This window comes from Longispora fulva, from assembly GCF_015751905.1.
GTDB lineage: Bacteria > Actinomycetota > Actinomycetes > Mycobacteriales > Micromonosporaceae > Longispora > Longispora fulva.
The window spans coordinates 5,001,249-5,017,922 of sequence record NZ_JADOUF010000001.1; the positions used below are offsets into that span (position 1 = coordinate 5,001,249).

At 67.7% G+C, this 16,674-nt stretch carries 18 protein-coding genes; 15 read left to right on the forward strand and 3 right to left on the reverse strand.

Going from position 1 to position 16,674, the window contains the following annotated elements; all coding sequences use genetic code 11:
- Positions 1-36: 36 nt before the first annotated feature.
- Positions 37-1,266, reverse strand: a complete 1,230-nt coding sequence (locus IW245_RS22305; protein WP_197005122.1) for a helix-turn-helix domain-containing protein — start codon at positions 1,264-1,266, stop codon at positions 37-39.
- 765 nt (positions 1,267-2,031) lie between these two features.
- On the opposite strand from IW245_RS22305, the gene IW245_RS22310 reads away from it, so the two are divergent.
- From IW245_RS22310 to IW245_RS22350, 9 genes are all read left to right on the forward strand, one after another.
- Positions 2,032-2,640, forward strand: a complete 609-nt coding sequence (locus tag IW245_RS22310) for a GPP34 family phosphoprotein (protein WP_197005123.1) — start codon at positions 2,032-2,034, stop codon at positions 2,638-2,640.
- Positions 2,641-2,695: 55 nt separating this feature from the next.
- A complete protein-coding gene (locus tag IW245_RS22315; RefSeq protein ID WP_197005124.1) occupies positions 2,696-4,159 on the forward strand; it encodes an APC family permease in 1,464 nt (487 codons plus the stop codon).
- Positions 4,156-4,809 (forward strand): GNAT family N-acetyltransferase, encoded by a 654-nt coding sequence (locus IW245_RS22320; protein WP_197005125.1) that lies wholly within the window; start codon positions 4,156-4,158, stop codon positions 4,807-4,809. The genes IW245_RS22315 and IW245_RS22320 overlap by 4 nt, the downstream gene beginning before the upstream one ends.
- 90 nt (positions 4,810-4,899) lie before the next feature.
- Positions 4,900-5,145: a hypothetical protein gene (locus tag IW245_RS22325; protein WP_197005126.1), complete on the forward strand. Its 246-nt coding sequence runs from the start codon at positions 4,900-4,902 to the stop codon at positions 5,143-5,145.
- A gap of 3 nt (positions 5,146-5,148) precedes the next feature.
- Positions 5,149-5,793 carry a GGDEF domain-containing protein gene (locus IW245_RS22330; RefSeq protein ID WP_197005127.1) on the forward strand — a complete coding sequence of 215 codons (645 nt, stop codon included), beginning with the start codon at positions 5,149-5,151 and terminating at the stop codon, positions 5,791-5,793.
- A gap of 77 nt (positions 5,794-5,870) precedes the next feature.
- Positions 5,871-6,257 (forward strand): hypothetical protein, encoded by a 387-nt coding sequence (locus IW245_RS22335; protein ID WP_197005128.1) that lies wholly within the window; start codon positions 5,871-5,873, stop codon positions 6,255-6,257.
- Complete coding sequence (locus IW245_RS22340) at positions 6,254-6,964, forward strand: hypothetical protein (protein WP_197005129.1); 711 nt, start codon at positions 6,254-6,256, stop codon at positions 6,962-6,964. The genes IW245_RS22335 and IW245_RS22340 overlap by 4 nt, the downstream gene beginning before the upstream one ends.
- A gap of 373 nt (positions 6,965-7,337) precedes the next feature.
- Complete coding sequence (locus tag IW245_RS22345; protein WP_197005130.1) at positions 7,338-7,619, forward strand: hypothetical protein; 282 nt, start codon at positions 7,338-7,340, stop codon at positions 7,617-7,619.
- A gap of 177 nt (positions 7,620-7,796) precedes the next feature.
- On the forward strand, positions 7,797-8,300 hold the full coding sequence (locus IW245_RS22350; protein WP_197005131.1) for a hypothetical protein: 504 nt from the start codon (positions 7,797-7,799) through the stop codon (positions 8,298-8,300).
- A 309-nt stretch (positions 8,301-8,609) separates the two neighbouring features.
- On the opposite strand, the gene IW245_RS22355 is transcribed toward IW245_RS22350, so the two are convergent.
- Positions 8,610-8,804: a DUF397 domain-containing protein gene (locus tag IW245_RS22355; RefSeq protein WP_197005132.1), complete on the reverse strand. Its 195-nt coding sequence runs from the start codon at positions 8,802-8,804 to the stop codon at positions 8,610-8,612.
- A 378-nt stretch (positions 8,805-9,182) separates the two neighbouring features.
- Between IW245_RS22355 and IW245_RS22360 the strand changes: the two genes are divergently transcribed.
- Positions 9,183-9,443: a hypothetical protein gene (locus IW245_RS22360; RefSeq protein ID WP_197005133.1), complete on the forward strand. Its 261-nt coding sequence runs from the start codon at positions 9,183-9,185 to the stop codon at positions 9,441-9,443.
- A gap of 577 nt (positions 9,444-10,020) precedes the next feature.
- Here IW245_RS22360 and IW245_RS22365 read toward each other — a convergent pair.
- A complete protein-coding gene (locus IW245_RS22365) occupies positions 10,021-10,875 on the reverse strand; it encodes a helix-turn-helix domain-containing protein (RefSeq protein WP_197005134.1) in 855 nt (284 codons plus the stop codon).
- Between the two features lie 376 nt (positions 10,876-11,251).
- On the opposite strand from IW245_RS22365, the gene IW245_RS22370 reads away from it, so the two are divergent.
- The 5 genes from IW245_RS22370 to IW245_RS22390 all read left to right on the forward strand — a co-directional run bounded on the left by IW245_RS22370 (position 11,252) and on the right by IW245_RS22390 (position 16,405).
- A complete protein-coding gene (locus IW245_RS22370; RefSeq protein ID WP_197005135.1) occupies positions 11,252-11,494 on the forward strand; it encodes a hypothetical protein in 243 nt (80 codons plus the stop codon).
- A gap of 33 nt (positions 11,495-11,527) precedes the next feature.
- Entirely contained in the window at positions 11,528-12,415 is an 888-nt protein-coding gene (locus tag IW245_RS22375) for an RNA polymerase sigma factor (protein WP_197005136.1), read from the forward strand.
- Positions 12,408-13,517 (forward strand): STAS domain-containing protein, encoded by a 1,110-nt coding sequence (locus IW245_RS42325; RefSeq protein ID WP_197005137.1) that lies wholly within the window; start codon positions 12,408-12,410, stop codon positions 13,515-13,517. Before IW245_RS22375 ends, IW245_RS42325 begins: the two co-directional genes overlap by 8 nt.
- A 337-nt stretch (positions 13,518-13,854) precedes the next feature.
- Positions 13,855-15,411 (forward strand): Eco57I restriction-modification methylase domain-containing protein, encoded by a 1,557-nt coding sequence (locus IW245_RS22385; protein WP_197005138.1) that lies wholly within the window; start codon positions 13,855-13,857, stop codon positions 15,409-15,411.
- Complete coding sequence (locus tag IW245_RS22390; RefSeq protein ID WP_197005139.1) at positions 15,404-16,405, forward strand: BsuBI/PstI family type II restriction endonuclease; 1,002 nt, start codon at positions 15,404-15,406, stop codon at positions 16,403-16,405. The genes IW245_RS22385 and IW245_RS22390 overlap by 8 nt, the downstream gene beginning before the upstream one ends.
- The last annotated feature ends 269 nt before the right edge of the window (positions 16,406-16,674 follow it).

Genomic DNA, 16,674 nt, shown 5'->3' on the forward strand with positions numbered 1-16,674 from the left:
TCCTCGCTGGGCTGGCGTCAGGGTCCGTTCGGAACTTTAGAGGGCCTGGATGCCCATTCGTCCGGCAAGGGCCAATGACCGCTGGGCGGGGTGTCGGCCCCGCGAGGCGACACGGACGATGGCGCGGGCTGTTGAGTGGTGGCGGATCTGCTCGGGGGCGAACTGTTCGGCGGTCAGGAGCGTGTCGACGGCGTCGTCGTGCCGGCCAAGGCGCGCCAGGGCGCGGGCGACCTCGATGGAGTGGCGGCCCCGACGCTCGATCGGCAGTGGCGAAGTGTCCAGGTCGGCTCCCACCTCGATCGCGCGCGCCGTGTCGCCGAGTTCGATGGCGACCACGGTGCGGTGGATGGCGACGTTGACGGGCCCGAAGCCGGTGTAGCCGTAGTTGCCGTCCCGGCCGAGGCGTTCGGCCAGGCTGGAGGCGTGTCGCAGGAGCTGTTCGGCCTCGCTCCCGTTGCCGGCCTGGGCCGCGGAGCGGGCGCCGATCAGCGACAACATCCCCAGGACCGACAGGTCCAGGCCATCGGCCTCGGGCCGCGACAGGTGGGGTTCCAACAGGGTGACGGCGGCGTCGATCAATGCGACGCTCTGCCCGAACTCGCCCGCGGCGCCGAGGGTGTAGGCGACGATCCGGTACAGCGACCCGACGGTCGGCACATCGCCAGACAGCTGGGCCATTTCCAGGCCGCGCCGCGCGGTAGCGAACGCGAGGTCGGCTTCCCCGAGCTTCGGCAGAAACACGCCGATGAGCTGGTGAACACTGGCGGCCTGGCGCTGCGCTCTGCGTTGCGGGTTGCCGGTCAAGGTCCGAGAGGCGTCCACTGTCGCGGTGACCAGCTCGGGCAGGACCAGGGCGGCCCGGTTGTACCGGGAGCGCTGGTAGTCCTCCCAGGCGAACTCCACCCGTACCGCCAACTCGTCCAAGTTGACCCGCCTGTCGACGTCTGAAAGCTGGGTGGTCGGCACGAACTGACGGAAGTCGCTGAGCGCAGCCCGCAGGTCCGGGATGCTGGCGTGCTGCTCACCGTCGCGCCACTGCAGCAGGATCTGAGCGCCGAGAAGTTCCCAGAACGGCACCCCGAGCACTCCGGCAATCTGCCGCAGCACCGAGATCCGGTCGATCTCATGCCCGCCGCGTTCGACCTTGCCGAGCCAGTCACCCGTACGTCCCACCAGGCCGGCGAGTTCTTCCTGCGTCATCTTGCGCAGGTGGCGGTACTGGGCGATCCGCTGTCCGGTAGTCAGCTGAGGTTCGGCATCTCGCATGTCCACAGTCTCCCACCACAGTTACCGACTGTTCCGGAAGAAAATTCCGGGTTCACACCTCGGAGTGCCAATACGGTCATCGCACCTTCGATGTTCCAACCAAGATCATACAGCGCAAAAGCCATGATCAGACACGTTGTTCCCACTCGGTCGACCTGAGGGGGAACCGCCCGAAATGGGGCAGCCATACCTGCACCTCAACGTTGGGCGGGGGTAGGCGTCGCCGTTGGGCGGGGGTAGGCGTCGCCCTACAGGTCACGGTTCTCCAAGATCAGCGACCGCCAAGGAACGCGTACCCACGGACTCGGTGTCAACGGAGTGTCACCGAGTCGGTCCGCACCTGTCCGAGAAGCCCGTTAGGTGTGACGCCCAGAACCCGAGTCCCTGCGTGTAGCGGGGCAGGCAGGAGGAACCCGACATGGCCCAGACACGACGTCGCCGGCGCACCGGCACCGGCACCGAGACGCAGACACCGACTGGCCATTTTTTCGGATACAACCCAATCTGCCGGTGGTGGGTCATGCAGCCTCTGCCGGGCGACGGGGCATGACCACCATGACGTCCCCGGACCAATCCGCGACGACCGGCTGCAGGCCGGTCAGCTGGCCCGACTACCAGCACTCACGCCCGAACCCTTGGTCAGGCGGCAGTGATGCCGTGCCCACGCCAGGAACCTCGAAAGGTGACGCCGGCTTCCGACTTGAGCGTCCAGCCACTCACCCCGGAGCGGTCTCGGCGCCAAGGTTCAGCGGCTGTGAGCTCGCGGTGGCCGATGGGTTGTACCTGGCAGCCCATCACCACGCGACCGGGCACGCGCTTCTGGGCGACGGCGTGTTGGGTGTGGGCCTGGCGGGGTGTCTGCTCGGCGAGGCACTGCTGCGCGAGTACCTGTGGCTTGATGCTGGCCGGCTGCGGGTGGACCCGGCCACGCAGACCCCGGTCGACGCCGTGGTGCACATGGTCGTCGCGGAGGTGCGGGCCGAACCCGGCCGGCTGGCCGCGGATTGGTTGCCGGCGTTGTCTGACAGCGCGCTTGGCTGGGTCCGCCGCCGCCTGGTGCGGGCGCGGACGCTGCGCGTCGAAGAGCGTCGGATGCGCTCACCTCGGCTCGTGCCGGCCCTGCCGGGCAATGTCGAGTTGCGGGGGATCCGCCTACGTCGCGCGGTGCGCCACCCGCACGAGTTGACCGACGCTGACGTGCTGCTGCTAGCCGTCATCGACGCGATAGGCCTGGCCGGCGAGTTCTTCTCCTCCGACCCTGACCTGCACACCCTCGCCACCGGATACATCTGCGGCCTCCCTCAGCCTCTCGCGGCTTTGGTGGCGGCCGTGGACCAGGTCGTCGTCCGTTCCGTCGCAGCCCCCCGCCCCTGACTCCTGGAGATCGCTGATGTCCTTGTCTCTTGAAGCCGGCCTTAGCCCGGTCGAAGTGTCCCTGGCTCGCAACCGGCTGGGCGCCAGCCCGGTGTTGTTCTTCCTCCTGTCGGCCGCCGCACCGCTGACAGTGGTCGCCGGGGTGGTCACCGCTGGCTACGCCTCCACCGCCAACACGGCGCTGCCGGCCGGGTTCGTGCTCGTCGGGATCGTCCTGGCGGTGTTCATGGTCGGGTACCTGGCCATGTCCAAGGCCGTGCCAAACGCGGGCGCGTTCTACGCCTACGTCGCCGTCGGCATCGGCCGCGTCCCGGCGGTCGGCGTCGCGTGGACGGCCATGGTCTCGTACTTCGCGGTGCAGATGGCCGCCTACGGCGCGATCGGCGCAGCCGCCGGCCCACTGATCCACCTCGCGACCGGCTGGAACCTGCCCTGGTGGGTGATCGCGCTGGCCTGCTGGGCCGGTGTCGGGCTGCTCGGCGTGCGCCGCATCGACCTGTCCGGCAAGGTTCTCGCGCTGCTGGGCGCGGCCGAGATCTGCGTGGTGCTCGTCTTCGACGTCGCCAATCTCCTACCAGCCAGCCACCCCGGGCACGATATCGAGATCGCGGCCAGCTTCAACCCGGCCGGGCTTCTAACCGCCTCCGGCGGTGCGGTTCTGGTGCTGGCCGTGCTGGCGTTCGCGGGCGTCGAACAGGGCCCCGTCTACGGCGAGGAAGCCCGCACCGGCAGCGTCCCGCGCGCCACGTACCTCGCGGTCGGCCTCATCATCGCCGTGTACGCGATCAGCTCCTGGGCGATGACCGTGCCCGCCGGCCCGGCCCGCACCCTCCAACTCGCCGCGGAGCAGGGGCCGGAGCTGCTGTTCACCAACGCCGCAGCCAACCTGAGCACCGCCTGGGCGACCGCCGGCCGGGTCCTGTTCGCCACCAGCCTGTTCGCGGCGATGCTCAGCTTTCACAACACCACCGCCCGGTACGTGTTCGCGCTCGGCCGCGAACGGGTGCTCCCGGCGGTGTTCGGGCGGGCTTCGCGCAGAACCTTCGCGCCCAAGGCCGGATCCCTCGCGCAGTCAACGATCGCGTTCATGATCATCGCCGTGTACGCCGCAGCCGGATGGGACCCGCTGACCAAGCTGTTCTACCTCGCTGGCACCGGCGGCGCGTTCGGGATCCTGGTCCTGCTGACCGTTACCTCCGCCGCCGTCGTCGCGTTCTTCGCCGACCCCGCCCACCGCCAGCTCGCCGGGGTGTGGACAAAGCTGATTGCCCCCACCGTCGCGTGCGCGGCGCTGGCGGCGATGACGGTCCTGGCGTTGACCCACTTCGCGTCCGTCCTCGGCGTATCCGACGACTCGGCTCTGCGGTGGGCGATCCCGACCGGCCTGGCCGCCATCGGGCTCGCGGGCTGCGGTTGGGGCCTGTACCTGCGCGCCGCCCGCCCGGGTGCCTATCGCGTCATCGGTCGCGGCACCGCCGCCGTCCTGCCCACCCCCATCCTCCCGGAGGTCTCGTCATGACCCACACCTCGCCCACCATCGACGTCGACCGCGACATCCAGATCGTCCGCGCGGTCGCCGGTGACCTCGACACCGTCAACCGGATCCTGACCGCCGCGTTCACCGAGCCCGAGTCCCTGGCCGTGTGCCGGTGGCTGGTGCCCGACGACGCGCGGCGCGCGCCGGTGATGTGCGACTTCTTCGCCATCCTCACCAGCGCAGCCCTCGCCCGCGGCACGATCTACCTTGCGACCCGCGTCGGGCACCCGATCGGAGCGGGCGTGTGGTTGCACCGCATCGCACCGCTGCCCGACTCGGTCGACTACCCGGCACGGCTGGCCGCCGCCACCGGCGAACATCTGCCGCGATTCCAGACCCTCGACGCCGAGTTCGACGCCCGCCACCCGCACGAGTCGCATGATCACCTCGCACTGCTCGGCGTGCGGCCGGCCTGGCGGGGCAAGGGCATCGGCGGGCGACTGCTGCGCCACGCCCACACCCGCCTGGATGAGGTCGGTCTGCCCGCCTACCTCGAGGCGTGTGACGCCAACAGCCGCCGGCTGTACCTGCGCCATGGCTACGTCGACCACGGCGGCCCGATCCAACTGCCCGACGGCGGACCGGCCCTTCACCCGATGTGGCGGCCTGGTCCGGGACTGGCCGCCTCCTAGCAGCCGGACGGGGCGGGTGACCTGGCCGCCCCGCACGGCCCGAACATCTCTCCCACTGGTCCGAGCAGGAAGGACACCACCATGCCCGAAATGGCGAACGACCCCGCCGAGCGCATCGTCGATCAGGCCCTCGCTCGGACCGCTGACCAGCTCGCCGCCGCCCACTCCCAGCACCCCGACAACCCGCGACGCTGCGCCGCTGGCTGCCACAGTGCTTGGCCGTGCATGAGCCACCGCTTCGCCGAGCGGGCACGCCATGCGGCCAGGGGTGACTGGCGCGACGCGTGGACGGCCCGGCACGACCTGGCGTCTGCCGGCATCCCCGTGGCGGGCTGAGCGGTGAGCACCCGTCACGCCGCGCGGCTGGCCACCATCGCCGCAGTATGGGTGGCCGGCAGCGCCGTCACCACGGCACTCCTCGCCCGGTCACGCGCACGCGCCGCCCAGGAACGCGAGGCCGTCGCCCTGCACCGGGCGAAGCTGTGGCGCCAGGCCGCGCTGGTCGACGACGTCACCGGCATCGCCTCCCGCGCCGCGTGGGAGGCCCAACTGGCACGTGCCGCACACACCGACCGGCCCACCGCCGTGCTCGTCTTCGACGTGGACAGGTTCAAAGACCTCAATGAGTTATTGGGTCACCCGGGCGGCGACCGGGTCCTTCACCACGTCGCCGGCCTGCTGACTGGGGTGCTGGCCGGGCGCGGGTTCCTGGCCCGCTACGGCGGGGATGAGTTCGCCGCGCTCATCCCTCTCGACGGCCCCGACCCGCACACCCAGGCCGGCGAGCTCGCCAGCGCGCTGGCCGGCGGGCTGGTCGTGCCGGCGAGGGTGTGCGCGCCGTGGCCGGTGACGCTCAGCGTCGGCGTCGCCGTGCTGCACCCAGGAGAGGACACCGGTCAGGCGTTCGTGGCCGCCGACCGGGCGATGTTCCAGGCCAAGGACCACCGCCGACACACCCACACCGCGATGCCGCGCGCGGCATGAACTTCTGCCCGGCTGCCCCCGATGCACGGGGCAACGGTTTGCGATTCCGACTGACAGTAATCGAGCACGGCGAGGACATGATGAGCAGACACGAACTTCCCGACCACGGCCTGGTGGTGGCAGAACTTGACGCCACCGGCCCCGACGCCCGCACCGGCCTGGCCCGGCTAGTGGGTATCACCGTGTGCGACTACCAGGGCCGCGCCGACCGGCCCGACTGGCTGCCGGCAGCCGACTGCACGCTGGTCTATGACCCGCCTGGCGGATGGCTGCTGCTCGTGCCCGCCCAGGGACATATGCTTCCCTCAGGCTGGCTGCGGCAGGGCGGAGCTCCCGTTCAGCGATTCACGGCGCTGGACGGTGCCACGGTGGTGCTGGATCCGGCGCACCGTTACGAGATCCGCCAGGCCGGGGCGCGTTGCTGGCTGTGGCGGGTGCCCGTCGAGGAAGAAGCAGCCCGGTGATCGGGGCGGGCGTGCAAGACGTCTTCGACACCACCACGGCCTGGTTCGACTCGTTGCCTGGGCCGGGCCGGCTGGTGCTGGCCGCCACAGGGCAGGTGGCCGGCGAACAACACCTGGCCGACGTCGCTTCCGGCGGGGTGTGGTTCACCCTCGAGCGCGACCCGCTGTGGGCGATGCGCGAAGCGATCGGGTTGTGCGGCACCCCGGGCGTCCTTGGCGCGGCGCTGGCCCACCGCCGCGAGGACCATACCCTCGACGCGCACACCGTCGCGTTGGCCCTGACCGTGTCCGCCGACCTGACCCGCCGCCGCCGCGACCACGCCGTCACCGACAAGGCCGCCGTATGCAGCCCGGTCCGGCCGAGCCTCGTGCTCACCGGATGCTCGGCCGTACCGCACCTGATCACCGTCCACACCGGCAGTCAGCTTCGCGATCGGGTCATGTGGGAAGTCATCGATGACGCCACCGCCGAACAGGTCCACGGCGAACCCCTTCCCCCGGCCGCCGCGCGCGCCCGCCTCAACACCCATCTCCGCGAGTTGCTGGACCTGCGCGCCCGCACCCGTGCCGGATACCTCCCCGACAGTCCGCTTGGCGGGATGATCGCCGCAGTGTGCGCGGACGGACCGTTGACCATCACCGCCGTGTACCGCGAGGCCGCGACCCTCCTCCCGCTGCTCGACGACACGTTCGACGGTGCCCGATGACCACGCGCCTGGCCGAACGTGCGACGGACATCGTGTCCACGGCCGAGGTAGGTGACTTCCGCGATCCGCCCGCCGCCGGGGTACTGGCAGTGACCACGTCGCGCAGAACGGTCCTCGGCCGCCGGTGGCTCGGCACCGCCGGGCCTGACAGATCCGTGTGGTGGACTCAAGGCGCGCACGCCGACCTTGCAGCCGCCGGCCTGGAGCTGGCCGCCCACGCCGATGCTGAGGCCGCCACCATCGACAGGCCCGGCGACAGATCCGTGCGGGTCGGGTTGGCGGTGGCGTTCGCCCACCACCTCGCAACCCGTCCCCGACTCGGACCGCGCCGCGTACCGGTCACCAGTCCTGGCCCGAGCCCGGTGCCGGCCGGGTGGTATTCGGTGGCCCGGCCGTCGACACCGCCCTGTGGGAGATCACCACTGGCGTGCGCGAATACCTCCGCCACGGCCGCGCCCCAACCGATCCAGCGGCGCGGGCCTGGGTCGACGCGCACGCCCACCAGCTCGCCGGACTTCGGGGCGCCGCCCCGCACCGGCCGCCTCCCGCGTACCCCCCGCCCGCGAACTGCCAGTGCACCCTGGCCGCCGTCGACGATGCCCTGACCGCTGTTCACGCCGCCTACTCGACGAAGACCCTGCGAGCATCGCCGTGAAGATCTGAACCACCTCGGCGTGCTCGTACTGGCCGGCGGTGTCGGCTGGCTGCTGTGGCAGGCGATGCGCACCGCCCACGCCGCCCCGACTTTCCGGTAAAGCCGGCCGTCGTCGCCCCAACCCGACCTCGCGCCAATCCCCCACTCCATCGTCAAGCTCACCGTGAAGGCCAGACCATGAGACTTCCCGGCCCCGCGCGGCTGTCCTGCACAGTCGCGATCGCCCTCGTTCTGCTCGCCGGGTGCGGCGGCACCGACAAGGAGGCACCGTTGCTGACCCGCAGCAGCTCCGACGCCAGCCAGCAGGTCCAGACGTACTTCCGCGGTGTCGCGGCCACCGTCACCGGCCAGCAGGAACAGGGCAAGCAGGTCGGCCTGGGCCCGGCCCCGTGCGAAGGCCGCGCCGGCGAGACGGCCACCGACGACCGCTACTACATCCAGGGCACCTACGACCTGCCCTTCACCGCCGACCGCGACCAGCACACGGTCTTCCAGACCCTCCACGACACCTGGAAAGCCCAGGGCTACGAGTTCACCGAACCCCTCAACAAACTCCCCAGCGGCGACTGGACCCTCACCGCACGCAACCCCACCGACGGCTACAAGATCTCCGTCACCGGATACGACCACATCCTGCGCCTCCTCATCTTCTCCCCCTGCTACCAGCCACCCGCGGTGTGAGGCGGCGGAGATGATCGTCGGGGCCTCTTCCGGAGGCGAGCCAGGTCACCCGGTCGGCGTCATAGGTGGCTGCAATGTGTGTCAGGTAGAAGTAGGTGGTGATGATCGTCGGTGTGCTGCCGCCGGTCTGGCGTCACGTTCCGGCCTTCGGGTGTCGCACGGCTCAGGGTGTTGACGGCCATGGAATTTAGTCCCAGCTTAAGGAATGTGGTGCTTTCCGCCGGCACTTGTGGCCGCTTGGGCGAGCAATCAGTGTCCATTGCGGATCGACACCACGCTTACTTGGCTGGTACAAATTCTGTCGAGAGGTTAGCGATTCCCCACCTTGGTTCCGGTGAACGCTGCCCAGTCCGCGTTCGTGATGACCAGAGTCGGGCCGCAAGGGTCTTTGGAGTCTCGCAGGTGTACATTTCCGCTGGTGAAAGCAACCTCGACGCAGTCGCTGGTGTCTCCGCTGCGGGTGCTTTTACGCCAACGCATTTCTCGTGCGCCTTCGATGAACATGCCCGCCTCCCTGGCATCCGCTGCGGTACGGCCGTTACACCCGGACTGCGACCTGTCCCGCGTGGGGTTATCGTCGTCCGAAAGTCATAGGCACAGGTGAAAGGTGAGTCGATGCCGGTTTCCCCGTTCCGCGACATTGAAGATACTAGATAGGCTTGCCGTGGGGAACTGAAAACATGCTTAGCGATAGGTACCTTAGATACTGATGGTGATTCATTTGACCTTTTTGTCAGTCGGTACTGTAGCCAACCGGACAGCGGAAGCCGCGTGCGGACTCTACGTTGAAGAAGGCGTCACCTTCGGTCATCAGCGTGGTTGGTCTGATGGGGACACCGGTCTTCGTGCGGCCGCTTCGGTTACGGCAGTGAGGACGACATCATGAAGACGAGTAGACCGGCACCGGCGGGGACGGGGACCGGTCATCCTCGGGCGGTGCGGGCCGCCTACTACACCTTCTCCGTGGTGATCGCGGTCGGGCTGGGCGCGGTGATCGCCGGCGCGTTGAGCGACTACAACCGGCCGTTGAGGATCACCGCGCAGATCGGGACAACGGTCGTTCTACTCGGTCTCGCCGGATTCTTCGCCGACAGCGTCCTGGCCCGCTTTCACCGAGGGCCGTCCGGCGGCGATTCGGCGTGACCGTCGCCGAAGCCACCCCCAGCGTCCCGCAGCCGCGCCGCTTAGTATGACCGGAGCGAAGGTGGTCAGCCACGTGGAGACGTGCTTGGTCTCCGGTGTTGCCACGGCCACGATGTACACCAGGAGCACGAGCGCAAGCAAGATCAGGCCGGCCGCGACCATGATTTTGATGAGGTTGTGGGTCATGGCCTTGTTGCGCAGCAACCGTTCCCAGAAGCTCCACGCGTTGGGCTCGGTCGGTGGGGCGCCCCGCACGGAGCGGGTTTTCGCCGGTGGCGTCTGGGGTGCTGGGGCTACGAGCTCCTGGTCCTTGGCTTTGGTGACGCGGGGTGTCGCCTTCTTGGCCGGGCGGGGCGGTGGGGATGGCTGGTCGGGTCCTTCGGCCGCAGGGGCGGCGCTCGTGCGTCCCGCGGCCTTGTTCTCCGGGCTGGTCACTGGATTCCTTGAGGTCCTGCGGGCCGGTGTGCCCGCTTGTGTACCTGACCACCTCAGGGCAGGTGTCAACGTCGGTGCCGCCTACGCGGGCGGGGAGCGCGCCACTGCGGCGCGCTCCCACTGGATGGCGCGCCGGTGACGATCAGGGCCGGTACTCCTCGAGGAAGTCGGGGAGAGGGAGCGACTGCCTCTCCATCTCGACGAACGCGTCTCGGGTGACCGCCAGCTCGGCGGGTTCCTCACGGCTGACGGTGTCGGCACGGTGCCCGTCCGTGTACAGCACCGACGGCTCGTCCGAGGCGTCGAAGTCCATGATTAAGAACGCGCCGTTCATGGCCCGGAACGCGCCGACGGAGGCGGGCAACACGACGATGTCGATGTTGGGCGCTCGCGTCACGCGGAGCAGATGCTCGACCTGCTCGGCCATCACGTCGGGGCCGCCGACGCCGGAGCGCAGCACCGCCTCGTAGAGCATGTACGTCATCGACGGACGGTCATCGCGCCCCAGGAGGCGCTGGCCACGTTCCATGCGCAGCGCGGTCTTGGCCGCGACCACCGCGTCGGTGTCTTCCGCCGGGCACATCTTGCGGATCACGGTCCGGGCGTACCTGACGGTCTGGAGCACCCCAGGCACCATGAGGAGCTCGAACTGCCGGATCACCGACGCGGTCGCCTCCAGGTGCATCAGCTGCACCATCTGCGGGGAGACGAGGTGCTTGGCCGTCGCGCCCAACCCGTCGTTGCGGGCGATGCTGTCGGCCAGGCCCAGCAGCTCCGCGGCGACCTCGTCGTCCGCGCCGTACAGGTTGAGCATCACGCCGACGTCGGTGTAGGACACGCCATGGTTTCCGCGTTCGATCCTCAACACCTTCGAGACCGACCAGCGTAGCTTTGCTGCGACCTGGGCCTGAGTCAGTCCGGCCCGCTCGCGAGCGTCTTTGAGTCCGGCACGCAGCACGGCAGGCCACAGCCAGGGCCCCAAGGGGTTCTTCGACACTCTGCCACCTCCCTACTCGCGACGGACCACTCACTCGGCACAATGCTGAGTCCGAGCCTACTCCGATCCGCCCAGTCGGACCACTACCACCCAAACCTGTACCCATGAGGCCATCCACATGGGGCAAGGTGCTCCTCGGGTCGCACGTCCATGGTAGACACCGCGTGTCACACTTGCCCATTCTGCAACACATGTACGATCGTGTCTCACCCACCACCTACGCTGTGAGTGAACTGCTGGGCAGCACAACGCCAGGCAAAACATCCATAAGGTACAGAGCAGGAATCCCTGTCGCTGGACCTGCTCGATCCGCCGAACCTCGGTGGGCGCGTCGACCAGAGGGCGGCGAGTTGGGGGAACAAGCATGAATGGCTGCATGGAACGCGACGCCCGCGCGCTCACACGGGCGTTCACCGGCGCGATCGCGCCGCCCGGACGCAGCCGGCGCCCGGCGGCCGAGCTGATCCTCATTCCGCAGCCTTCTCTACTCGTTCGGCGTCCGCGGCGGGTCGTGCACGCGGCTGAACGCGACCTGTACGCGCCTCATATCCGTGATATGGGCGCCCGGCGGCAAAACCGTCCCAACCGCGACGTGACTCACATCACAGCCCGCGGGTGACGGGTTCTGCGGCGGTTGGCCCATAGGAGGTCCATGAGGACCTGCACCGGTAGAAAGGAGAACGGGATCGGCCAGCCGCGCACACGCGGCCGGGCTCCCGGCCCGGTCTCCCAGTGTGTACCACCCATCACCCCCGAGCCCGCCTCCCAACCCGCCGGGGCCACGGCGGACGGTGGCGGTGAGGGTGACGGGGCGGATATCGGCGACGACGAACTCGCGCTGGTGGCCACCGAGTGCGCCCTGACCGACCGCGATCGTGACGCCGGGCGTCGCATGGCCGATGCGGAGCTGGCCATGCGCATCCGCACCCACGGCGTCGAAGGACTCGACTACCAGGTGTTCGCCGCCGAGGCGGCCCGCTACGGCATCGCCGTGTTCCGGGTGTGGCTGGCCACCGGACACGCCTACCGCCTCGCCGCCCTGCGCAACCGCTCCGTCACCAGGCCGAAGCGCCCCCTCGACCCGGACGACCTGATCAGCCTCGCGGGGCTGATCGTCGCGGAAGGACTGAAGTACTTCACCCGCTCAGCGCTCACCGGCGGCGGATGGAACCCCGACGGGGGAGCCAGCCTCAAGACGTACTTCATCGGCGCCTGCCTGCTGCGGTTCAAAGACGCCCACGAGGCGTGGAAACCCGAACCGCCCGCCGGCCCGGACCTCGACCTACTCCCCGCCCACCTGCACCCCACCTGCGCCGACCCCGCCGACGAGGTCGTCGTGGCCCGGATGGTGTGGGACGCGTGGGAACTGCACCCACCCCAGACCCGACGCATCCTGCTGCTGCACGCCGCCGGCCTCACCCACCGCGAGATCGCCGAGGAAATCGGCCACGGACTCACCGAGGACGCCGTGGAGATCCGACTCCGGCGCGTCCGCCACACCCACACCCACACCGACAGAAAGGACAACGCCGGTGCCTGACCCACACACCCAGAAACCCGGCCAGGCCGAACACCCACTCAACCGGCAGATCCTGCGAACACTCCTCGTACACCCCGCCATCCCCGACGCGGCGCTCACCGAGCTGGCCACCGCCGCGCCCACCGCGGTCACCGCCATGCTGGGCGGACTCGTCGAACGGCGACTCGTCGACATCCTCCCCCTCGTGCACAGGGTTCCCCCCGCGCTACGTCCACCCGCCCGTTACATCCTCACCCCGGCCGGGACCCTACGAGCCCTGCGCCTGGACGAGACCCGCGACCTCATCAGCCGCTCCTCCCTCGGCAGCCCGCCCGCCCGCAAGTTGCGCACATCCGTCGATCTCAACCAGGCACTACTGGCAGTCGCCCTGTCCCTGCAAGACACCGACCACACCACCACCCGCCAAACCCTCGCCCACAACCTCCTACTCGCCGCCACCACCTCCGACACCACCACCGCCGTCACACTCCTCGACGAGATCGCCGAACACACCTGGCGCACCCGCCTACACCACGGCGACCACACCGCCTCCACCCAACTCATCGGCCTCCTCGCCCTCCAAGGCCGCCACCACGAAGCCGCCCGACTCTGCCACCAAGCACTGCAACGCGGTACCCAGCCCCTGCAACACGCCCTCTGGCTAGAACACCTCGGCCACCCCGACGAAGCCCTCGACGCGCTACGCAACGCCCACCAACAAGGCTGCCCCCACTCCGCCACCCACATGGCACGCATCCACCGCTACCACCACCCAACCCCACCCACACCCTCCCCGGCCGCCAGCGGACCCACACTGACCATCACCACCACACGCCCCTGTCCGCAACACACCCACATCGCCATCGCCGGAGAAATCGACTACGCCACTGTCGCCCACCTACGCACCGCGATAGACACCGAAGCCCACACCCCCACCCGACACATCACCCTCAACCTCGCCGACGTCACCCTCCTAGACTCCACCGGCATCGGCGTCCTCGTCGTCGCCCACCGCATCTGCCGACAACGCCACATCCACCTCACCATCGACCAACCCGGCACCCACATCACCCGAACCCTGCACGCAGTCGGAGTACTCGAACTCCTCCAAGGAAACGATTAACCGAGCCGACACCCATACCCGGCAGCGTCCCGACGACCCCGACGCCTTCGCGCCTACACCTCTAACGTGAAGAGCAGACGCGAAGGCCAAAGCCGGGGCAGCGGCCAGCATGGTCGCGATGACCCCGGACATCAGGGGCGAAGTTCGTAGCCGCAGGCCTGTGGAGGTGTGCCAACCCGTGCTGAGCGCAGCCTCGTCGCGGCGGGTTCAAAACCAGTCGGGGCCCGGTGCTGAACACCGGCTTCAATGCGGGGCCAGCCGCACCTCACGACGAACAGGCGAAATGTTAGCTATGTCTAACTTGCCTGGCCGATGAGCGCGTACCTACTCTTAGCTCGTGACAACCGCTGAACTGACGTCTTTCCAGCTCATGGAGCGCACCGAGGTGCGGCGGCAGAGCTTGTCGTCCCAGTTGGAGGTCAAGCGTCGGGCGCGGTTGGGTCAGTTTTTTACTCCAGCCCCGGTGGCGGAATTCATCGCGTCACTGGTCACGCTGCCACAGGCCGGATTGTTGCGGGTTCTTGAGCCGGGGGCGGGCGTCGGGTCGCTGGCGGCTGCGATCGTGGCTCGAGTGATACGTGAAAGTCCTGGCGTCCAGTTGGAGCTGACGGCTTGCGAGATCGACGAGACGCTACGTGAGGCACTTGAGGCCACCCTCGAAGACTGCGTGGCCACGGCCGCTGTGGCGGGAGTGAAGGTCACGGCCCAGGTGATCGGCGCGAACTACGTCGAGTGGGCGACTGGTGCCGGTGACCTCTTGACGCCGATGCGCGAGCCGTTCGATCTGATCGTGATGAACCCACCCTACGGCAAGATCAATAGGACTTCGCTAGAGCGGCGACTCACCGAGACAGCCACGGTCGAGGTTCCCAACATCTATGCCGCATTTCTCGCGTTGGGCATTAGCCAGCTCGCCCTTGGCGGTCAGATCGCGGCGATCACGCCCCGCAGCTTCACTAACGGCCCCTACTTCCGCAGCTTCCGTCGCTTCTTCCTGGAAACGATGCGCCTGGATCTCCTGCATGTGTTCGAGTCCCGCTCGACCGTGTTCGCAGACACCAACGTGCTCCAGGAGAACGTGATCTTCACTGCGACCCGTAGCCAGATGCCGGACCGCACTCCTGTGACCATCTCCGCGAGCGCCGACTACAAGGACACTCCCGAGACACACGTAGTGCCCTACGACCAGGTAGTCCACCCCAAGGACAGCGAGTACTTCCTCCACATCAGCGCCGGTGATGAGGACACCGCCCTGGCTGCCGCGCTCGCCGCACTGCCCAGCACCCTAAGCGACCTTCAAATTCAGGTCTCGACCGGTCGTGTCGTGGACTTCCGTGCCACAGAACATCTTCGAGCCGACCCCGAGCCGGGCGCCGCACCACTGATCTACCCGCTACACATGCACGAAGGCCAGATCCGATGGCCCGTACCGGGCGCGAAAAAGTGCAACGCGATCATGGTCACCCCCGCGACGGTCAAGCAGACCGTGCCCAGCGGACACTACGTCGTCGTTAAGCGACTGTCCTCGAAGGAGGAACGCCGCAGGGTAGTGGCTGCGGTCTTTGATCCCGACGAGATTGCCTGCGAGGTGGTCGGGTTCGAGAACCACGTCAACTACTTCCACCACAACCACCAGGGACTCGCCCCCGAGGTGGCCCGCGGTCTGTGTCTGTGGCTGAACTCGACCCTGCTGGACAGGTTCATTCGCCGATTCAGCGGACATACCCAGATCAACGCCACCGACCTGCGCAATCTGCGCTACCCCTCGACCCAGCAGCTCAGCGCCCTCGGCACCGCCTGGGGTGCGGGCAGCTGGCCGGACCAGAAGAAGATCGACAGCCTTGTGGGACAACACTTGGAGCCGATGCCCGCTAACCTCAGTGGTGATGAATGAGCAAACAGCGATCGACATCGGCGGCGACCCCTATAAGCAGCGGATCAACGAGGCCAGTGCACTTCTCGGACTCCTAAACTTCGACAAGGAGAGGTGCAACGAACGGTCGTCACTGACCTTGCTAGCTCTCTTGGGACTGTCGCCGGAGGATCCCTGGTCCGCAGCGCAACAGCCCATGCTCAAGACCTACGACATCATGGCCTGGCTACGTGCGACGTACGACAAGGACTACGCGCCCAACTCGCGCGAGACCATCCGGCGCTTCACTCTGCACCAGTTCATCGAGGCTGGCATGGTCGTACAGAACCCGGACGCTCCGACGCGGGCCGTCAACTCGCCGAAGAACTGCTACCAGATTGAGCCGGGCGCGTTCGCGCTGATCTGTACCTACGGCGAACCTGGCTTCGATGAGAGGCTCCAAGCCTATCTGGCCAAGCTGCCTGGTCTGCAATTCATCTACGCGAAAGAGCGGGCGATGAACCGCATCGCGGTGACGCTACCAAGTGGGGCCGAGGTTGATCTCAGCCCCGGAGGTCAGAACCCGCTCATCAAGAAGATCATCACCAGATTCTGTCCCCTGTATACACCCGGCGGTCAAGTTCTCTATCTCGGCGACACCGGCTCCAAATGGAGCGTCTTCGAGCGCGACGCCCTTGAAGCCCTCGGCGTCACCGTCGACTCCCACGGCAAAATGCCGGACCTCGTCGTCTACATGCCTGACCGCAATTGGCTGATCCTCATGGAAGCTGTGACATCCCACGGCCCCATCGACGCCAAGCGACACGGTGAATTGAAGAGGTTGTTCCAAGGTTCCACTGCGGGCCCAGTCTTCATCACCTGTTTCGAAGAGCGCGAACATCTCAGGGAATACCTAAAAGACATCGCATGGGAGACCGACGTGTGGTGCGCAGAAAACGAGACGCACCTTATTCACTTCAACGGTGAACGATTCCTCGGTCCGTATCCAGAGCCGACAGATAGGCCCGCCATATAGCCGCGATTTTGGTCGCCGAGTCCATAGGCGTTTCCAGTCCTGCTGGGTGAACAAAATTTGACTTGAGCTCCTTCCTCCGTTCGGAGGGGGAGCCCAAGTCGTCTTTCGGCCTGTGGTTGGCCTTTCAGTAGGTCGCCGCAGTCAAATACGACACATAAGCAACGAGCACGGGCCGACAGCTACGGACTGGCCGAGTCGAGCACTGTCAGCCGGTATTGATTCCCAGGCCCTAGTGAACTCGTCACCTAGCGCGCACATGTCGCCCTTTC